Genomic DNA, 18,185 nt, shown 5'->3' on the forward strand with positions numbered 1-18,185 from the left:
AAAGAGAAAATAGAAGCTTTAAAAATACTACACACAGGAACTGCATTGGAGGAGAATACGATGGAAAACAAAGTCTGGTTCATTACAGGAGCCTCTCGCGGATTAGGGCGCATTTGGGCGGAGGTCGCACTCTCTCGCGGGGATAAGGTTGCCGCGACCGCTCGAACACCCGAAAACATCGCCGAACTTAAGGAACGTTTTGGAGACGCTGTTCTCCCCCTAGCGCTCGATGTAACAGATTCCCAGCAGGTCGAGCATGCCGTTCAGCAGGCTCATGCGCATTTCGGCAGGCTGGACGTCATCCTAAACAATGCCGGTTACACACTGGTTGGCACGACTGAGGAGGCTGAGGAATCCGACGTCCGCGAACTATTTGACGCCAATTACTTTGGTACGCTTCGTGTCATCCAAGCTGCCCTGCCTCTGCTTCGACAACAGGGCAGCGGGCACATTCTTGGCGTCTCAAGTGCCATGGGGATTGTTGCGGCGCCGCTCATCGGCTTCTATTGCGCGTCCAAATGGGCAGTCGAAGCATTGCACGATAGCCTCGCTCAAGAGGTTAAAAGCTTCGGCATTAAGGTCACGTTGCTCGAGCCGGGCGCCTTTGCAACTGACTTTGGAAGCCCCCTGTCCATGAAGACATCACAGGGATTGGAAGTCTACGCTGAACTTCGAAATCAGGTGTCCGTTCGTTTATCGACAGAAGAACGAGGCGATCCGAATGCGACGGCCGAAGCGATTCTTCAAATCATAGACGCCGAGGACCCACCTCTGCGGTTTGCGGTCGGCTCGGGGGTCTTGCCTTTGGTGCGCGGAGTCTATGCCGATCGTATAGCCACTTGGGAGACATGGGAAGCTGTTTCGAACGGAGCGCAAGGATCGCCGATAAGCCACCGTTAGATTTGGAATTAGCAAAAGGTAAAGAAACAGGGGGCAGCTGCCAACAAGGCAGTCTGTCCCTTGTTTTTTTGCTAAGCTTCCAACTGAGCCGATACGTAGACTTCAATTAACTGTTCTGCCCGTTAGTAGAATAAAGGCAGCCGATCATGTTGATCTGCTGCCTCCTTTGGTTTTATTGAGCTATCGTTTCCCGTTAGCTTAACATTTTATCCGATATTGTCTACTTCAATTTCGTAGTTTAATGTACTTTCCCACCATATAGTTCTGTCACCGTTTACTAGTTGCGAAATCAGTTTCCGAAAAGGATAGGGTTGTAGGTTGTGTTTAGCAAGATCATTTACTGACGCCCAAAAAAATTCAATATGAGCCTCACAAGATACAGGAGATTTTAACACATCCAGCTCAGCTACTATCACTTTGAAAGCTTGGTTAATCTCGCAGTGTAACTCTTTATTTTTTTCCCACTTATGTTCTACCAAACCCAGATAGCCATCGATGTAACAGGATAAACCAAGTTCCTCTTCTATTTCCCTTTTCAGGGCTTCGGGGGCGCTTTCACAAAATTCAATATGGCCTCCTGGCAAAAAAGTATTTTTATGTCCAATTGCATGAGCCAGCAAAACCTTGTCATTGTTGATAATAATCCCCCTTGCCAGATGATGAAAATTTGAAGCCATTCGTTTTACTCCCAACTTTTATGGTATATATATCAATTCGACCTTCTGTTCAACTAACCTGCCGGATAGCTTACATGAATCAACGAGCAATGTTCATTCGTTACTAGACCTTGCAGTCAGCAAGGATACAATAACGTATGCAAATATTTGAATCAAAAATATGATGGCCACAAATTCAATAATAATGTTGTTCCCTGCAATGAAATCATTCACTATATCCGTAATAATTTGCCAAGGCTTGGACAATACATCCCACAAATTCCACCGATTAAATCTCCCAATGTAATACGACAAAACTACTCAACAGTAAAATAACGCCTATAACCATCATGATAATGTACTTACTGACTAATTTGTTTAACGCTCCGTGTATATGTATGATCGAGCACGTCGAGAGAAGTAAGCCTAGTATGGCTACGACGAACGTTAGGGTGAGGTTATACCAAAAATCAATATTGATCCAGAATTGGGTTTCTCCTTGAGTATCGAAATATCTGAATGAATGCAGGATTTCAGTAAAAAGATAGGCCGAATTGGGCAGAAAAAAAAGCCAAACCGTACTCATCGGCACCATCCAGATCAAACTCATTTTTGTTACTTTCTTATTGAATGTGTATCTAATACATGATGATATGATATATGATACCCATGCCAGGAACATATCCCAGGTTAAGAATTGATACATATTCGTATCTGATTTGATACGTAAATACATCGCAACACCTAAACAACATAACGTAACCACAAGCAAGGTTAAAATAAAGCGAAAATCTTTAACAGGATGTTTGTTATCATTCATTTCGTTGCTTCCCATTCCCTTTCCCTGGGGATTTACAAATGTCTTGTTGCATTCTCTATTATATCCGAGGTTCGTAGCGATGTTTCCATGAGCAGTCATTAGCATTAGCATTTAAATATCCAAATTATAACATTTGTTTATTCAACTAACCTGCCCGTTAGCTTAATAAATACAACAAACCAGCAACTGCAAACGAGCAGACACCTGCTAAAGCAGACCATGCAGCAACTTTCTTCTTTACTTTACGGTCTTCCTTAAACTCTGAATAAAAATTACCTCTTTGTTGGTAACCAGTCGTCCATTCTCCAATGCAAAGTCCTGAGACAAAAATGAGAATGATCCCTAGATAAATAAAAAATTCATATTTCATCTCCCTTCCCAATCACCCTAGTTCTTAATAAAACGTTTATTACAGAGAAAGGCTGCAAGCGAAGAAAGTGAAGTTCTATTTACGTTAAACTGCTCGTTAGTTAAACAAAAGCAGCCGATCACAGGGATCAACTGCTTTCTTGGTATTATTGACTTATCGTTTCCCGTTAGTTCAATATGTTCTTACATTTCGAAAAAAAAGATCACACTTTTAAATCTTGTAAGGTTATCTGATATTGCTGTCCAGTTCTTTAAGCAATCATCATCTCGATGATTAATAGCCAGCCCAATACGATGCTTTATTCACGGAGGCCCAGAAATTATCAAAGAAATTTTAACGATTAAAAAACTAAGAGGGTTACTAGGTAGGTCTTTTTAGATGAGAGAATATTTGTACGAATACTACAGCTAATCCTACAATCAGTAGTCCCAACACTTCAGCAACCGCTAAATTGCGGTGGAAGATGAGAATATCCAATACAGCTACCTCTAGCAGCATTAAATTGTTGATTAAACTGTTCTCATAGGCTCGCAAGTGCTTTTGACTCCAAGTCCATAAAGAGAATGCAAATGAACCATTAATAATTCCTAGCCACAGTATGATCCCCAAAAGTGGCCATGAGAACTTTGGTAAACCTTCAAAGATCAGTCCTATAACTAACATCCCAAAAGCACCAATTGCCATGGGCATTAGAACGAGATCACCTGAACTTGCTTTTCCGTTCTTTAGTAAGTACCTCGTTATTGCAAGATGGATAGCATATCCAGCACATGAAGCGAGGATTAGTAAAATCCCACTAATATGCCCTCCCCTAAAATCCCAAGGGAAATAGAAAACGACAATTCCAGCGAGTGCTGCTACGATCCCTAAAAATGATGTGCGACCGCGTAACTCTCTAAGCCAGAAAACGTCTAATACAATTAAAGCTGCAGTGTTACCAACGGAGAGCATCATGCTCGTTTGTGTGGGTGTAATCAGCATCTGCCCCGCGTATTGCAACCCCTGTGCCATTAGATATCCAGTTACTCCAAGTACAACGATATAATACGGTCGTAATTGAATACGTACTTTTCCCTTCCGAACATGCTTTTTTGGTGCTATACTACTTCGATTTAGCAGAATCAACCGAACGAGCACTAATGTGATTGCTGAAACGCTGTAACGTAAACCAGCTAGCGTAAAAGGCCCAATATGATGTTGAAACGCCATCTTGTTTAAAATGTACGAGGTCGACCAAAGTAAGGTGACTAATAGGGCTGCACCCATGGCGAGGATATATTGATCTTTGACTGTACTAAAATGACTTGCATCATCCTTAGTCAAGAGAGTCACCTCTTGATTCGTGAGAAATGTTCCACTCTCTAATACGCTCGGTTGCCATTGCTAAAGCCTGTAAGTGATGATCATTGACTTTAACAGTAGGTAATCCATTTTCAGCAATGGTTAGCCCGCTTGGTAGCTCAAAGATACGAGAATAACCACTCGCTAGTCTGCCACGTGGACTGAATGAAATTCTCCCTTCTAACTCTCCATATGTATAGGAACTACTACCATCCGGAAACCGGATTGCGACTACACTCTTAAATCGCGCTGCACGAAGTGCTAGGTTGGTTACATGTTTTAGTTCCTCAAGCAATTTAACACTTCGATCATCATCCGTACCGGGAGCCCACCGGGCAGTACGAACACCTGGGTTTCCGTCTAAAACATTTACACATAACCCTGAGTCTTCCGCAACGATAATCCTTTCTGATGTAATCTGAACTGCGTTGGCTTTCAAAATTGCGTTTTCCTCGAAGGTATTTCCACTCTCATCAACTTCGTCCACTTTATTTTCAAATAACGCCCTCATTGGGATCGGTAATTTAAGCAGTCCTTCCTTTATCCATTGGGCTTGCCTTGGATTCCAAGTGGCTAAAACAGTTTCCATAATAAGCTCCTCCTTTTCAGCTACGCATATAGTTCGTATGCTATGATTGTAGTTGAAATAAGGGATATAAAAAGAGTATACTTTTCGATTTGAAACTTCCCCTTTTATTTGGAGGTGAATATTTTGCAGTTATCAGAACATTTCTTCAATCTTAAGAAATTATTTGGTAAGCTGGAATCGCAGATTTCACAGAAGACGACTTTACAAGAGCTGGGAACAATATGGAACTGTACGCCACGTAATGTGAAGTGGATCATACGTCGTTTGTGTACGGCTGGGTGGATCACTTGGTCCCCAGGACGTGGAAGAGGTAATCACTCCACACTGACGATATTAACTTCCGAAGCGGAGGTGGTGCTTACACTCGCCCAGGAAGCAACGACTAAAGGAAGGTTTCATGATGGAATACGATTACTTGAAGAGCATGACGTGGATGATGTAACACGTGGTCGTTTTGCAAACTGGCTAGAGGGACAGTATGGTTACCGAGTCGATAGGAATGAGAATTATCAACGTGACACACTGCGCCTGCCTTTTTACCGAAGTATGCCTAATTTAGATCCTATATGTACCCTACGGCGCACGGAGTGGCATATGGCTCGCCAACTCTTTGACACGCTTGTGACTACTAGTGATGAGGACGACGAGATCATTCCTCATGTGGCTTATTATTGGGAAACGGATAACATGGAAACCACTTGGACTTTTTACATACGAAAAGGGATACTCTTTCACGATAATACCGAATTGAACGCCAAGGATGTTGTCTATACCCTTAAGCGTTTAACGTCTACAAATTTTGGAAGAACAGAATGGACTGAGCTTCCTTTGGATAGTATTCAAGCATTAGGCCTTTACTGTGTTGAGATTAGACTTAAACGACCTTACCATCTTCTTCCCCAACTGCTTGCTTCTCCGCGTGCTTCAATCCTTCCCCTTTCTTCCTCAATACTTTCGCCTGGGGAATTTGCACGTTTTCCTATTGGAAGTGGGCCGTTCCGGGTGATCGAGAACAATAACGTCCAAATTGTTCTTGAGGCCTTCCCTGCATATTTTTGGGGGCGAGCTCAGCTGGACCTGGTGGAAATCTGGATCATACCGGAAACTCGTTATCGTCCATTACCGTTACAGGAAATGGCAGGGGATTCACTCCCTTATATTCATCCTTTTCAACTCCACACACGAAACAATCGACCACCTGACATCGAAAAAGTTGAAGCTGGATGCACATATATGACATTTCAGCTCAACAAGCCGGGACCTCTACAATCTAGCGATTTTCGTCGCTGGCTTTGTCATGCAGCTAATCCGCTACATATGAATGATGGTTTAAGCGATCATACCTATAGCGAAGCATACAGCTTTTTTCCCGAATGGAGCAAAATAGCGGACCGTATATTAGAAAATGAATATATGAATGATGATCGCAGTTATTTAAAAACACAATCTGCCTTTTTAGCACCACCTCCTTATCACCCAGAACAATCACTATCGTTGCTGACCTATCATATATTGGATGATTCCTTGGAGAGAAATGCTCGCTGGTTTAGCGAACAATGCGCTAAACATGGAATAAAAATCAACGTAGAGGTTCGAGAATACGAAGAGTTTATACGTCCAGAGATAATTGATGCCGCAGATCTTGTACTAGCTAACGCTGTTGTTGATGATAATCCGGTCATTTCTTTCTTACGCCTTATGCTTGATGATCGTCATGTTGTACGTAGGCATCTTTCCCCTGAGATATATCAGCATCTAAGTGCTCGATTGCGTAAGATCGAGAACGAGCCTGAACTACACAATCGGATTCAAATGACGTGGGAAACGGAACAGTGGCTTAGAAATACACGGGCTGTATTCTTTTTGTACCATCTAAACCAGTCCACGTACTACGACAATCGTTTAATAGGAATGCAAACCAACGCTTATGGTTGGGCAGATTTTTATAGACTTGCGTTACTACCGTCTAAACACTTATGAATGCCGTTTTGTGGGGACAGTGGATTTAGAATATTTTGATTTTTCCAAATCTAAGCTGAGCAAGTTCTTTTCATAGACGCAATAGGAGCTTGTACAAATAAACAATATAGCAAGAATGTATCGCATACAGAACACAATCTCTCTTCAAAAGCAAGTAGCCCAATCATTAAAGATCGGTATAGAGATTTAGATAAGATTCTGATTCTCTGCTGCACTTCCTATTAACAAACTATTCTGCTCGTTAGGAAACAAAAGCAGCCGATCACACGATCAGCTGCTTTCTTCGTATTATGCTATCGTTTCCCGTTAGTTCAATCTAGATTGATGTGAATCTTGTTCATTGCAAGCCAATCAAGAGTTTTAAACCGAAGATTTTCCCCAAAACGGTTAATGTGCTCAAAATATGTCTCACGCCTTCCGAACAGAGGGCGAGTAAAATACGTCAGCATGCATATGCTGAATTTTGTCCCAGTTACCGGGATTGGTCGTGTCTGGAGTGCGGTGCTCCAGAATGGCCTGATATAGGTCGGTTTTTTGTTCTAGGTGGGCAACGTGGCGTTTGGCTTCTTCAAGCTGAACGAGCGCCGCTTCTTTATGCTCCATCATAAGTGCGAAGCGTTGCGGAATGGTCGAATCCCCTTCGAGACAGAGATCGATATACTTTTTAATGAATTCAATCGGCATCCCGGATTGCTTGAGGCATTTCACGCCATGCAGCCAGTTGATTGATTCGTCGTTGAACATCCGAACGTTGTTTTGATTACGCTGTACGCTTGGCACCAGGCCTTTATCCGTGTAAAAGCGCACGGCGTGCTGGGTGAGTCCTGTTATCTGGGCGGCTTCTTTGACCGTATACATGTCAAATCCTCCTTGGAAAATAAAGTTGTGAAGACGACTTGACTTCGTGTAGCACGAAGGTTCTAAGCTTATTGTAATGCAATTCAGCCGTAAGTGGAATTACCGCTGAAGTGCCCGATTCCCGGGATACGCGCCGTTTGCTATCATACATTTAAATACTAGGAGGAGTTAAAATGCAAAACGTAACATTGAACAACGGAGTGAAAATGCCGATTATCGGCTTCGGTGTCTACCAGGTTCCCGATGCTGAAGAATGCGAGAACGCGGTATATGAAGCGCTGATGGCCGGTTACCGCCTGATCGACACCGCCGCCGGTTATCTGAACGAGGAAGCGGTCGGACGCGCGATCAAGCGCAGCGGCGTACCGCGTGAGGAGCTGTTCATCACGACCAAGCTCTGGGTTCAAGATGCAGGATACGAGAGTGCCAAGCTGGCGTTTGCCAAATCCCTGAAGAAGTTACAGCTCGAATATCTCGATCTATACCTTATACACCAGCCGTTCGGCGATTACTATGGCGCTTGGCGTGCGATGGAGGACCTATACCGCGAAGGCAAGATCAAGGCGATCGGTGTCAGCAACTTCCTGCCCGACCGTCTGATGGACCTCAACGTGCATAACAAAATCGTACCTGCAGTCAACCAGGTTGAAACGCACCCGTTCTACCAGCAGATCGAGAGTACCGCTTTCATGAAAGAGCAGGGAGTGCAGCACCAGTCGTGGGCGCCGTTCGCTGAAGGAAAGGGCAACATGTTCAGCAACGAAGTGCTGGCCTCGATAGCAGAAAAACACAACAAGTCCGTCGCCCAGGTCGTGCTGCGCTGGCTTGTTCAGCGTGAAGTCGTTGTTATTCCAAAATCGGTGAGAAAAGAGCGGATCGTCGAAAACTTCGACATTTTCGATTTTGAGTTGAGCGCAGACGATATGCAACAGATTGCCACCCTCGATACACGGGAAAGTCTTTTCTTATCCTACCACGATCCGAAATTCGCCAAGATGCTTGGCACCTTGAAAGTCGATCTGTAAACCTTGATCGAACCGTAAACTCATCAGGATTTTACACTCATCTATTAAGAACGGACAGGGCACCCCTGTCCTTTTTTACTTGAATTGCAAATTCTAAGAATAGCAAAACTGCAGCTAGTAGTGTAACGAAATCTATCTAAGCAGGTAACACACAGAAGCACCAAGATTCCCGAACTAACCTGCCCGTTAGTTGAACAAAAGCAGCCGATCGTGTTGATCAGCTGCTTTCTTTGTTTTATTGAGCTATCGTTTCCCGTTAGCGCAAAGGCTCCTATGATACGACAAAGTTCATCGGCATAACGAACCAGAGTTTCCAGATAGGGTACTGTTTCTCCATTGTGTTAACTTCTGAAGTAGGAAAGTACCCAGCCAATGCCGTTTCGATCCGTGATGCCAGCAAGAAGTCCGTTAAAAGGAGCCTCGAACACCTCGCTATCTATAGTCCCGTCAGCCGTCAGGTCTTCATACACTTGGCGAAATTCCTCTTCAGTCTCGAGCGTCAGAGTGACCTTTACATAGTCGCCTTTAAAAGAAGGCTGAGCTGCGGTGCTATCGGCGAAGTAAATTGTACTGCTGCCTAAAATTAATTCCGCATTCAGCACCTTATCATCCTGTTTTCTAAAAATTTTAACTTCCCCGCCGAGCACAGACCGGTAATACTCGATTTCTTCCGTGCAATTGTCCACCACTACAAAGGGACTCGCTACTTTCATACACCATACCTCCTGATTTTCATGTACTGCTTAACTGGCTTGCCGATTACGGAATAATGGATATCTGCAATTTTGCTATAAGAAATAGCGGATGGATCGGACAGGTGATACGCCTTGTTTTCATGTCCTACCGTTGTTAAGACGTGGAATGCTACTTTCGCGATATCCCGCGAATCAATCAGGGCAATTCCTTGGTTCCCCATCTGCGCGTAATACCAGAATGCTCAATTTCTTTTTCAACTGCTCGGTGCCACTTTGTCAGTGTGTGACGGCTTCCAAGTCAGCATCTGCCCCAGAGAGCTTAACCAGATGATTCACACCTGTATCTTTTGCAGCCCGAATGATGCTGCTCGATAACTCCACCATTCTTTACAGACATTTCCTTGTTGCATTAATAACTAAAGTGATTGAATTTATTTCGTACCGTCTCCTTTTCAATTTTAGATGGCACTGCAGCTAATTAATGTGAATATTAGATGCGATGTCATTGCAACTATTTATACTGTATATCTAATAAGATGATATTGCAACTATTTTTTTATCGTTGAATTTCGAACTTAGCTTGTCGGGTGACAAGAACATTGGCCGATTCAATTCCCGTAAATCGCAGGCTTTCTCATAATCAGAACATGTTCTTTATCATTTGATAATGTCAAATATTGACCGGACAGCGCCGTTTCACCCATTACGAACCAATTCGCTCATGTTGCCTAGCACCTTTTTCAGCAAGCTCAACATAAGGGCATATTCGTCTTCATTGATACCGACAAGACTCTGGTTACTTACGCGATTCAATGCTTCTTTAACCTTTGGTATTACATCTCCGCCCGCTTCTGTCAAATAAAGCAAATGGTAACGATTATCCGCGGGATCGGGTTCCCTTCGAACGTAACCCTCGGCTTCGAGTTTGGCGGTTGCTTTCGTAATCGTTGTTTTATCTAAGAGTAGTTCTTCGCTTAATGCTTTCTGTGTAATTGATTCTTTGTGCGCGATCGCCATGAGGATGAGATACTGCCCGCTTCCTATCCGATAAGGAGCAAGCTCGGATGATATAAGAATTTGCTGATAGCGATAAATAGCCGATATATACTTCCCATACGACTCGGTAATATCCATAGTGTACATCCCCTAAATTAAGATGGTATTGCAACCAGTGATTGTATTGTACCATGTCAGGCGAAGTGTCTCAATTACGGCACCGTTGCGTCGACAACGCGTCTGTCAGCCTCAGATGTTTATCCAACCTTGGAGATCCAATAGGATCAAAACACCAGCAATGAGCGTATCGCATCAAGGAAGTGATGTGCAATTGCCTGCTGCCAGAAAAGGCCCTTGGGCTCATATTCGTAATAAACTACCCGTTAGCTTAATGAAGAATCATCAGCCTGATATAATTTCCCCGTTCTCTACAGTCTTAAAGGAATAGGTACGAGATCTGAAAACCCTTCATCGTTTCGAAATCCCAGGTATCATTATCTAATTGTTCGAACATTGGGATCGCAAGATTGTGAATAGCCTCTTCCGTTTTACCTTCAATATAGTCCTGAGTTATCAGCTTTGCTTCATATCCACCTATCCCCTGCCTTATCCATTTTGGGGCCTTTTGATTGACTTCACTTATTAGCTACATGGTGAACAAGTGAACCGTACCTTTAAGAATCGATTGATAGGTATGCTCCGGTCCTGGATTTAATGGAGATACAATTTTAGGAATACTCCCTTCATAGGTACCCATGAACCAATCCGGAGCATTAAAAATACACCGCCAGTGCCGTTGTGCAGCCTGGCGGTGCATTCGTCATTAGAATATGGATTCGTTAATCGGTTCTACTTCATCTCCGACAGCGGATTGTCGCTATGCGAAAATAGATCATTCAATATCCGTCAGTTCGGGCCTTTCATCCCCAGCCTAAGTCCTGAGTCCAAGCATATGCACCTTAGACCTACTCACCAAGATCTCGTGCAAGCCACCCGGAGGTATCGAGGCGAATAGGATCAGTACCAATCAACTCCGCGAGTTGTTTCTCTATTTCCTCGAGTTGGGTGATACCGATCTTCCGAGCCCATTTATTACGCAACTCATCAAAGATCTCTTCAGCTTCCCGCAGCATGTCTAACCCATGTGCGGTGACACGAAGGCGTTTACGGCGAGCGTCTGCTGGATCTTCTTCACGCACAACGTACCCGCGTTTTTGAAGTACCCCAATGGTTTTCGCCGCCGCTTGTTTTGAGACCTCTAAGCGCCGCCCTAGTTCTGAAGCGCTGTCGGCACCTGAGGCAATGGCCCGGATTGCTAAGTCGTGAACGGGACGAACATCCTCGTAGCCGCGAGCAGCAAGTTCAACTTGCGCGGCTTCCACCAATGAACGATAGCCGCCAATTAAAAGCATTGTAAGAGTAGCACCTAAATTAGACATAGTAATATTATAATAACATAGCTAAGGGGATCGTCAAAGAGACCATGTTCCAGAATCCCATCCTTAACCAGATGTTTTGAAGCTGGGTGTTCCGTATCTCGTGGCCACGCCACTTGACAAAGACAACCAGGTTGTCTATCATCCTATTAGACAACTTGGTTGTCTAAATGAGTTGGAGGAGGATTTATAAATGACAATAGATAAAATAGCTGCTACATTGACCGGTATCTCTCATCACTATGCAAAGGTTAACGGAACAAAGCTTCATTACGTATCGGCAGGGACATCCGGCCCTCCCGTCCTACTGGTCCATGGTTTTCCTGAAACTTGGTGGGCCTTTCGAAAACTAATTCCACTTTTAGCCAAGAATCACCGTGTCTTCGCCGTAGACCTACGCGGCTTTGGCGACTCTGACAATGGGCCTGGTACATACGACAGCAAGACCTCTGCCGAAGACCTGCACCTACTTATCGAAGAGCTCAATGTTGGCCCAGTACACCTCGCAGGCCAAGACATAAGCGGGGCAACCATCTTCCGCCTCGCAGCAACCCATCCGGAAGACGTGCTCAGCTTCACCGCGATCGAGATGGGCCTACCTGGGTTCGGCCTGGAGATGCTAGCCGACGTCACACGCGGGGGCACCTGGTACATCGGAGTTCTTGCTGCTCCGAACATCCCCGAAATGCTGCTCAGCGGCCGCGAGCGTGAGTTCCTTGGACAATTCGTGTTCCCAAGCATGAGCGCGACACCAGGAGCAATCTCAGAAGCCGACATCGACGAGTTCGTACGCACCTACTCTCGTCCCGACGGTTGGCGCGGAGCGATTGGCCTCTACCAGTCTATGCTTCAAGAAGGCGAAGACATTGCAGCTCTCGCCGCCGCCCACAAACTGAGCATGCCCGTGTTGGCAATCGGAGCCGGAGGCGGTGAGTTCACCTTCGCAACGATGAGCCAGGTAGCGTCGGGTCAAGTTCGGTCGGTTTCCATAGATGGCGTCGGCCACTATGCAGCACTGGAGGCACCCGAGATGGTTGCTGATGCTCTTCTCGAATTCTACGACATATCGCTGCAGCTCAATAAATCGAAAGGATAAATGAGAGGATTCGTGGACGAACCGCTTCGGTTTGTGCGAATGGTGAAGACGTCCAAAAGCCGCACTAAGCCCTAAATGAGTCATAACTCCATCTACCAGTATAAAGCCAAACCGCGACCTCGTGCAGGTTCAGAAACGATAGATGAAAATGTCACGCTTGAGAATTAGTCGCTAGGCTGATTGAAGCAGAGGAATACATCGCGAAACACCAGACAACTTGGCAAATAAGCATTCTTGAACAGTTCAAATAGCGGCTCATTTTTGGACACAACACATCTATTTTTGGACCCAACAATTAACAGAACCTATGTGAAAACGGCAGCCGATCCTTTTGGTCGGCTGCCGTTCTGTCTCATCTCAACTATCGTTTCTATATTAGTTGAACTAAATTCAAAAACTGTATATGTATACCCCTTTTGTATCAAACCAATCGCTCGGTTTCATTTACCACCTTGCCAATACTCTGTCCGATTGCTGTGCATTGAAATATCGAATGGCCTTCTGTGGAACTTACCTCTACTCTCGCGGTCCAGTCAAAATCGAAAATACATTGCACCATTTTACTAGAATATTCGGATAAACTCGTCGAAATGTACAAACTACATTCACTGTTCATCTATTACCTCAATACGTTTAGTTGAAGGTTTCAGTCTTGGTGGATTATAAAAAAAGACTCTCATTTAACGTCTTTCCTCCTAATAAAGCGGGCATTACGCGCTCCTTTTTGCTACCATCCTAACATTTATCACATTAATATTAAACGATCCTGCCCGTTAGCGTAACGAGTTTGTACTCTGATTTGTCGTTAATCCATTTCCGATTTGATACCATTTTGACTTAAAAATTTTATTAAATCATTATTCAGCTGCACAATCTCATTGTTAGCATGATTCGCATAATCCGGCAACATCATATCTCTAACCATTTTAGTTCGTAGCCATATCATAAAAAAAAGATCCAAAAATAAGTTTGGAAGTTTAAGCACCATTTTAAGCATTGGTGGATCAATTGAAACGCCAGCTTTTTGTATTGCCTTTAGATGCGCTTTTAAAGTGACTGTTATTTTGCGTGCCATATTTCTGGTTTTGGCTGTTTTTTTGTCCATTATCTTATTCTCGGATTGCAAAACGCTCAACATGGCAATGTCTGATACGGAGTGTGTGATTAGATACGCTTGCATATCTTTTTTAATATCGTAGGGAAGCTTTGCTGTTTTAAATATTATTGCGAGGTTTTCTATGCGTTCTGTCATTAGGCCATTAATTTCTCCGAATGCAGTTGCCGCTATAATCTTTGGTAGAAATCGAGCATGCAATACTCCATCTTTAATCTGTCCACCGAAGCCCGGAAAAGCGGGTAAAAGTCTATCACCTACGATATCCAGCCACGAAGAAAATCCCATTGAATTACTAGTCATCGTAACTATATTTTTGCTTTGATTATCTTTTAGCGTTAACAATGCTGATTCGGACCGATCATAACGAACGGTAACGAAAATAAAATCGTATACATCGTCGTTTTCGAGTGTATCAATGATATTCACTTTTATCGATCTAACTGTACCTTTTTCCTTATATCGCAGGCCATTTTCTCTTAATGATTTATATCTATTAGAACGTGCAAATAGGGTAACGTCAAACCCTGCTTCTATAAGCTTAATTGCGTACATGCTCCCGATGACACCTGCACCAAAAATTAAAATTCGATCTTGTTTATTTGGCATTAAAACCACTCCTACCTATTACTATTTCTTGTTTAATTATCCGACAACACGTTGTATGATGTGATTATAAATTTTCCATATTCATTGATCAACCATCAGTTTTTTATGATTTGTCGGATGATATTCTTAGACGCTAGTAGGAGGAAAACATGAAAAAGCAACCCCAAATAACAGAGAAAACAAGACAAACCTTTGTTGAAGTTTTTTGTGAGTTATATAGCCAAAAACCAATCGAGAAAATTTCAGTTCAGGAAATCGCGAAAAAGTCAGGATATAACCGCAGCACCTTTTATCAATACTTTACTGATATTTACGAATTGTTAGATGCTCTTGAAAATGACTTATTGAACGACATAAAAGAAGAATTGGCGAAAAAAGAGCTATCGATGCATACGGTTCAAGATGCGCTCCATTGTCTGGACAAAAAAGAACATCTCTTGGTTCTCAATGCCCTTTTAGGTGATTATGGAAGTCCCCGTTTTTTAAAACGTTTAAAAAAAGAAATCACTCTAAATCGGTTGGAATTAAATGTTCCGCAAAACCCTTCCTTAACGCCATACTTGATTGAGTTTTACCTGTCAACCTCCCTTTCCTTATTTCGTCTTTGGCTCCAGCGACAAAAGGATTTATCGTCAGAAGAGTTTTTCAAGTTAGTGGACAACCTCTATTCAAAGGGGGTTACGTCCTATTCTAAAGAATGAGTCTGCCATTCAAACCTAATCGATGTGTAGTAAAATAAAAAAAACTCGCCCTTCCTTGTAGTACGGTTCAGCGCGAATGATCTTAAACTATCCTGCCCGTTAGTTGAACAAAAGCAGCTGATCACATGGATCAGCTGCTTTCTTGGTTACATTGATTTATCGTTTCCCGAAGTCTAATGAGAGTTGCAGATTGAAATTAACTAATTAAACATTTTAAGAAATACCCTAGTACTATTATAAAGGTATTAATCAAACCGTGACTTAGAAATTCACATCGAATCCAACATGGATTCAACCACGTTTTCTGTCTGCGTGGGAGTAGCGCTTGATAAATTTTTATATTTCTCTCCCCAGATTTTCATTTCCATAATGATCGGCACTAATGTGCGTCCGAATTCCGATAGCGAATATTCCACTTTGGGAGGAACTTGCGGGTACACCTCACGGTGTACGATGCCGTCTTCTTCAAGCTCTCGAAGCTGTAGCGTCAGCATTCTCTGCGTGATAGTCGGACATATTCTGCGAAACTTGTTAAATCGTATAGGACCTTCAATCATATGGTACAAAAGTACACCTTTCCACTTGCCTCCGATGACATCCAACGTATACTCGACGGGACAACCTTCTTCATTCGGGCAATGGCCGTATCCCGATTTGCGGTCGCGCATGTTTGTATCCTCCTCCATTAACAGTATACAAATTGATACTACATCACATCATTGTGCGTACTATTCATGGTAGTCACTATACGTTATATTACAACCAGAAAGCAATAATAGATGTATTTAAGGAGGAAACAACAATGTCAAACCAACAAATGAAAGCCATCGGCTTGCTGAACTATTTACCCATCGAGCATCCTGAGAGCTTGCTGGACGTAATGATGGATGTACCTGAACCTACAGGGAGAGACTTACTGATCCGAGTCAAAGCCATTTCTGTCAATCCCGTCGACGTCAAAGTACGAGCTCCTAAAAATCGAACCGAAAACACGCCAAAGATTCTCGGTTGGGACGTCTCAGGTGTCGTCGAACACGTTGGACCGGAATCTTCACTGTTCAAACCGGGGGATGAAGTGTATTATGCTGGCAGCATTGCCCGTCCTGGGGGGAATAGCGAACTTCATCTCGTTGATGAGAGAATCGTCGGTTTTAAACCGGCAACACTGGATTTTGCCCATGCAGCCGCCCTTCCGTTAACCACTATCACTGCTTGGGAAGGATTATTTGATCGTTTGGGCGTGTCGGCTGCCACAGATCACAACGAAGGCAAAACAATTTTGATCATCGGGGCTGCGGGCGGTGTGGGTTCTATTTCGACACAACTGGCCAAACACGCCGGTTTGACCGTCATTGGCACGGCTTCACGCCCGGAATCGGCTGAGTGGGCCAAAAATATGGGAGCCGACCATCTCATCAATCATTACGAAGCATTTCTCCCTCAGCTCAAAGCACTGGGCTTGGAACACGTTGACTATATTTTCTGCCTAAACAGTACGGAGAAGCATTGGATCAATATGGCTGAGGCCATTGCTCCTCAAGGGAAAATCTGCTCTATTGTGGAGACGGATGAGCTGCTCGATCTGACCTTGCTGAAAAACAAAAGCGTCACTTTTGCCTGGGAGCTGATGTTCACCAGACCGTTGTTCCAGACTGCGGATATGATTGAACAACATAACCTATTAAATGAAGTTTCCCGTATGATCGATGAAGGACGCTTACGCACTACTGTTGCCCAGATCCTCTCTCCCATTAATGCTGCCAATTTGCGTAAGGCACATGCGATACTGGAAGAAGGACGTATGACAGGTAAAATCGTGATTGAGAACTTCGAGTAACATTGATATTCGTTCCTACCCTGCTTGGATTGCTAATCCCAAGGGCAGGAACGTTTGAATTCGATTATATATTATTCGCGTATTTTGCTATTCTGCCCGTTAGTTGAACAAAAGCAGCCGATCACTTTGATCAGCTGCTTCTTTGCATTATTGAGCTATCGTTTCCCGTTAGTTCAATCGCTTTGTGAATACACACGAACATGTTCCCCGTAACAATAAACTCTATCGCAAAGGATCAAAACATACAGACAGCCAATTAGATCCGCCCCCCCATTTGACAAACCTGTTTGCTGTCCCCAAAAGAGGCTGATCCCCTAAAATAAGTTTGAGTATGATTATATTGGGCATATAAAATCTCCATTGTTAACTCTCCACCATGGAGTAGTGGTACATTAAATAAACTTATTTCGACTGTTTCTCCAATCAATACGAGGCGTAGCAATGGATACGTCTCTTTCATGAGCAGCTTTGAGAGCACGTTCAATGGGTTCATCCCAGTCATAAATCGCCAATGTAAAAGCACCCCAGTGGACAGGAAGTAACAGGTTACCCCGGAGATCAATATGGGATTGTACCGTTTCTTCTGGGAACATATGAAAAGGCCACCAGCCTTTATTGTCATATTGTCCGGATTCGATTAGTGTCAAATAAATGGGCCATATTTTTCACCAATCTCTTTAAAGTGTGGACTATAGCCGCTATCCCCACTGTAAAACACATTTGTATGTCTTCCATCTATGATCCACGAAGACCACAAGGTTAAATTCTGACCAAATCCTCTTCCCGAAGAATGCTTTGTCGGTGTGCAGCGGAACTTCAGGTTAAAACCTCCACTTCTTCCCACCAGTCAAGTTCAACAATCCGCTCAGTATCCCCCCATCTCTCAAGATGGCTGCCTACACCGAGAGGGACAAGAAACTTTCTTACTTTGTTTCTTAATTTCTTGATTGCCCGATAATCTAGATGATCATAGTGATCGTGTGATATAAGTACAGCATCAATTTCGGGAAAGACCTCAATTTCGATTGGCATTTGTTCACTATAACGCCTGCCACCAAATCTAAAGGGAGGGGTATAGTCCGTAAATACCGGGTCTAACAATAATAATTTGCCATCCAGTTCAAAAATAGAATAACGAAAACTAACGTTCCGTTTAAGACAA

General features: G+C 43.5%; 20 protein-coding genes and 1 pseudogene. 6 read left to right on the forward strand and 15 right to left on the reverse strand.

The annotated features are described in order from the left end of the window. Window positions 1-60: 60 nt before the first annotated feature. Window positions 61-900: an SDR family NAD(P)-dependent oxidoreductase gene (locus HP552_RS07910; RefSeq protein WP_175395006.1), complete on the forward strand. Its 840-nt coding sequence runs from the start codon at window positions 61-63 to the stop codon at window positions 898-900. A gap of 206 nt (window positions 901-1,106) precedes the next feature. Here the strand turns inward: HP552_RS07910 and HP552_RS07915 are convergent, their stop codons facing one another. From HP552_RS07915 to HP552_RS07940, 6 genes are all read right to left on the reverse strand, one after another. Beyond that, complete coding sequence (locus HP552_RS07915) at window positions 1,107-1,577, reverse strand: NUDIX domain-containing protein (RefSeq protein ID WP_175395007.1); 471 nt, start codon at window positions 1,575-1,577, stop codon at window positions 1,107-1,109. A 93-nt stretch (window positions 1,578-1,670) separates the two neighbouring features. Then, a complete protein-coding gene (locus tag HP552_RS35750; protein ID WP_376768945.1) occupies window positions 1,671-1,871 on the reverse strand; it encodes a DUF1361 domain-containing protein in 201 nt (66 codons plus the stop codon). Beyond that, window positions 1,846-2,487, reverse strand: a complete 642-nt coding sequence (locus tag HP552_RS35755) for a DUF1361 domain-containing protein (protein WP_376768946.1) — start codon at window positions 2,485-2,487, stop codon at window positions 1,846-1,848. The genes HP552_RS35750 and HP552_RS35755 overlap by 26 nt, the downstream gene beginning before the upstream one ends. A gap of 46 nt (window positions 2,488-2,533) precedes the next feature. Continuing rightward, on the reverse strand, window positions 2,534-2,746 hold the full coding sequence (locus tag HP552_RS07930; RefSeq protein WP_175395010.1) for a DUF5316 family protein: 213 nt from the start codon (window positions 2,744-2,746) through the stop codon (window positions 2,534-2,536). A 360-nt stretch (window positions 2,747-3,106) separates the two neighbouring features. After that, window positions 3,107-4,069, reverse strand: coding sequence for a DMT family transporter (locus HP552_RS07935; RefSeq protein ID WP_246310799.1), 963 nt, complete (start codon window positions 4,067-4,069; stop codon window positions 3,107-3,109). Continuing rightward, window positions 4,062-4,676, reverse strand: coding sequence for a non-canonical purine NTP pyrophosphatase (locus tag HP552_RS07940; protein WP_175395011.1), 615 nt, complete (start codon window positions 4,674-4,676; stop codon window positions 4,062-4,064). Before HP552_RS07940 ends, HP552_RS07935 begins: the two co-directional genes overlap by 8 nt. A gap of 123 nt (window positions 4,677-4,799) precedes the next feature. On the opposite strand from HP552_RS07940, the gene HP552_RS07945 reads away from it, so the two are divergent. Further along, window positions 4,800-6,656: an ABC transporter substrate-binding protein gene (locus tag HP552_RS07945; RefSeq protein WP_175395012.1), complete on the forward strand. Its 1,857-nt coding sequence runs from the start codon at window positions 4,800-4,802 to the stop codon at window positions 6,654-6,656. Window positions 6,657-7,064: 408 nt separating this feature from the next. On the opposite strand, the gene HP552_RS07950 is transcribed toward HP552_RS07945, so the two are convergent. After that, window positions 7,065-7,514 (reverse strand): MerR family transcriptional regulator, encoded by a 450-nt coding sequence (locus tag HP552_RS07950; RefSeq protein ID WP_175395013.1) that lies wholly within the window; start codon window positions 7,512-7,514, stop codon window positions 7,065-7,067. A gap of 173 nt (window positions 7,515-7,687) precedes the next feature. Here HP552_RS07950 and HP552_RS07955 point away from each other — a divergent pair, with 173 nt between their 5' ends. Then, window positions 7,688-8,539 carry an aldo/keto reductase gene (locus HP552_RS07955; protein WP_175395014.1) on the forward strand — a complete coding sequence of 284 codons (852 nt, stop codon included), beginning with the start codon at window positions 7,688-7,690 and terminating at the stop codon, window positions 8,537-8,539. Between the two features lie 341 nt (window positions 8,540-8,880). Here HP552_RS07955 and HP552_RS07960 read toward each other — a convergent pair whose 3' ends face one another. From HP552_RS07960 to HP552_RS07975, 4 genes are all read right to left on the reverse strand, one after another. Further along, complete coding sequence (locus HP552_RS07960; protein WP_175395015.1) at window positions 8,881-9,252, reverse strand: VOC family protein; 372 nt, start codon at window positions 9,250-9,252, stop codon at window positions 8,881-8,883. Then, window positions 9,249-9,455: a Rossmann-fold NAD(P)-binding domain-containing protein gene (locus HP552_RS07965; protein WP_175395016.1), complete on the reverse strand. Its 207-nt coding sequence runs from the start codon at window positions 9,453-9,455 to the stop codon at window positions 9,249-9,251. The genes HP552_RS07960 and HP552_RS07965 overlap by 4 nt, the downstream gene beginning before the upstream one ends. A 475-nt stretch (window positions 9,456-9,930) precedes the next feature. Further along, a complete protein-coding gene (locus tag HP552_RS07970) occupies window positions 9,931-10,368 on the reverse strand; it encodes a MarR family winged helix-turn-helix transcriptional regulator (RefSeq protein ID WP_175395017.1) in 438 nt (145 codons plus the stop codon). A gap of 827 nt (window positions 10,369-11,195) precedes the next feature. Beyond that, window positions 11,196-11,642, reverse strand: a complete 447-nt coding sequence (locus HP552_RS07975; protein WP_217506355.1) for a MarR family winged helix-turn-helix transcriptional regulator — start codon at window positions 11,640-11,642, stop codon at window positions 11,196-11,198. A 217-nt stretch (window positions 11,643-11,859) separates the two neighbouring features. Between HP552_RS07975 and HP552_RS07980 the strand changes: the two genes are divergently transcribed. Beyond that, the gene (locus tag HP552_RS07980) at window positions 11,860-12,762 is read left to right on the forward strand and encodes an alpha/beta fold hydrolase (RefSeq protein ID WP_175395019.1); all 903 of its coding nucleotides are present in this window, start codon (window positions 11,860-11,862) and stop codon (window positions 12,760-12,762) included. 805 nt (window positions 12,763-13,567) lie between these two features. Here the strand turns inward: HP552_RS07980 and HP552_RS07985 are convergent. Next, on the reverse strand, window positions 13,568-14,485 hold the full coding sequence (locus tag HP552_RS07985; RefSeq protein WP_175395020.1) for a ketopantoate reductase family protein: 918 nt from the start codon (window positions 14,483-14,485) through the stop codon (window positions 13,568-13,570). A gap of 149 nt (window positions 14,486-14,634) precedes the next feature. Between HP552_RS07985 and HP552_RS07990 the strand changes: the two genes are divergently transcribed. After that, window positions 14,635-15,186 carry a TetR/AcrR family transcriptional regulator gene (locus tag HP552_RS07990; RefSeq protein ID WP_175395021.1) on the forward strand — a complete coding sequence of 184 codons (552 nt, stop codon included), beginning with the start codon at window positions 14,635-14,637 and terminating at the stop codon, window positions 15,184-15,186. Between the two features lie 269 nt (window positions 15,187-15,455). On the opposite strand, the gene HP552_RS07995 is transcribed toward HP552_RS07990, so the two are convergent. Beyond that, window positions 15,456-15,854, reverse strand: coding sequence for a winged helix-turn-helix transcriptional regulator (locus tag HP552_RS07995; protein WP_175395022.1), 399 nt, complete (start codon window positions 15,852-15,854; stop codon window positions 15,456-15,458). A 134-nt stretch (window positions 15,855-15,988) separates the two neighbouring features. Here HP552_RS07995 and HP552_RS08000 point away from each other — a divergent pair, with 134 nt between their 5' ends. Further along, complete coding sequence (locus tag HP552_RS08000; RefSeq protein ID WP_175395023.1) at window positions 15,989-17,023, forward strand: zinc-binding alcohol dehydrogenase family protein; 1,035 nt, start codon at window positions 15,989-15,991, stop codon at window positions 17,021-17,023. A gap of 392 nt (window positions 17,024-17,415) precedes the next feature. On the opposite strand, the gene HP552_RS08005 is transcribed toward HP552_RS08000, so the two are convergent. Both HP552_RS08005 and HP552_RS35760 read right to left on the reverse strand, forming a co-directional pair. Beyond that, on the reverse strand, window positions 17,416-17,616 hold the full coding sequence (locus HP552_RS08005; protein WP_175395024.1) for a hypothetical protein: 201 nt from the start codon (window positions 17,614-17,616) through the stop codon (window positions 17,416-17,418). Between the two features lie 50 nt (window positions 17,617-17,666). After that, a pseudogene (locus tag HP552_RS35760) lies at window positions 17,667-18,124 on the reverse strand (MBL fold metallo-hydrolase). Between the last annotated feature and the right edge of the window lie 61 nt (window positions 18,125-18,185).

This window comes from Paenibacillus xylanilyticus (genome assembly GCF_013359935.1).
GTDB classification, from domain to species: Bacteria; Bacillota; Bacilli; order Paenibacillales; family Paenibacillaceae; genus Paenibacillus; species Paenibacillus xylanilyticus.

Excerpts from the sequence above, each read along its gene's own strand:
- HP552_RS07950 (WP_175395013.1), bottom strand. The coding sequence starts at position 7,514 with ATGTATACGGTCAAAGAAGCCGCCCAGATAACAGGACTCACCCAGCAC.
- HP552_RS07910 (WP_175395006.1), top strand. The coding sequence starts at position 61 with ATGGAAAACAAAGTCTGGTTCATTACAGGAGCCTCTCGCGGATTAGGG.
- HP552_RS07970 (WP_175395017.1), bottom strand. The coding sequence starts at position 10,368 with ATGGATATTACCGAGTCGTATGGGAAGTATATATCGGCTATTTATCGC.
- HP552_RS07995 (WP_175395022.1), bottom strand. The coding sequence starts at position 15,854 with ATGCGCGACCGCAAATCGGGATACGGCCATTGCCCGAATGAAGAAGGT.
- HP552_RS07985 (WP_175395020.1), bottom strand. The coding sequence starts at position 14,485 with ATGCCAAATAAACAAGATCGAATTTTAATTTTTGGTGCAGGTGTCATC.
- HP552_RS07980 (WP_175395019.1), top strand. The coding sequence starts at position 11,860 with ATGACAATAGATAAAATAGCTGCTACATTGACCGGTATCTCTCATCAC.
- HP552_RS07990 (WP_175395021.1), top strand. The coding sequence starts at position 14,635 with ATGAAAAAGCAACCCCAAATAACAGAGAAAACAAGACAAACCTTTGTT.
- HP552_RS07930 (WP_175395010.1), bottom strand. The coding sequence starts at position 2,746 with ATGAAATATGAATTTTTTATTTATCTAGGGATCATTCTCATTTTTGTC.
- HP552_RS07955 (WP_175395014.1), top strand. The coding sequence starts at position 7,688 with ATGCAAAACGTAACATTGAACAACGGAGTGAAAATGCCGATTATCGGC.
- HP552_RS35755 (WP_376768946.1), bottom strand. The coding sequence starts at position 2,487 with ATGCTAATGCTAATGACTGCTCATGGAAACATCGCTACGAACCTCGGA.
- HP552_RS07960 (WP_175395015.1), bottom strand. The coding sequence starts at position 9,252 with ATGAAAGTAGCGAGTCCCTTTGTAGTGGTGGACAATTGCACGGAAGAA.
- HP552_RS08000 (WP_175395023.1), top strand. The coding sequence starts at position 15,989 with ATGTCAAACCAACAAATGAAAGCCATCGGCTTGCTGAACTATTTACCC.
- HP552_RS07965 (WP_175395016.1), bottom strand. The coding sequence starts at position 9,455 with ATGGGGAACCAAGGAATTGCCCTGATTGATTCGCGGGATATCGCGAAA.
- HP552_RS08005 (WP_175395024.1), bottom strand. The coding sequence starts at position 17,616 with ATGTTCCCAGAAGAAACGGTACAATCCCATATTGATCTCCGGGGTAAC.
- HP552_RS07975 (WP_217506355.1), bottom strand. The coding sequence starts at position 11,642 with ATGCTTTTAATTGGCGGCTATCGTTCATTGGTGGAAGCCGCGCAAGTT.
- HP552_RS07940 (WP_175395011.1), bottom strand. The coding sequence starts at position 4,676 with ATGGAAACTGTTTTAGCCACTTGGAATCCAAGGCAAGCCCAATGGATA.
- HP552_RS07915 (WP_175395007.1), bottom strand. The coding sequence starts at position 1,577 with ATGGCTTCAAATTTTCATCATCTGGCAAGGGGGATTATTATCAACAAT.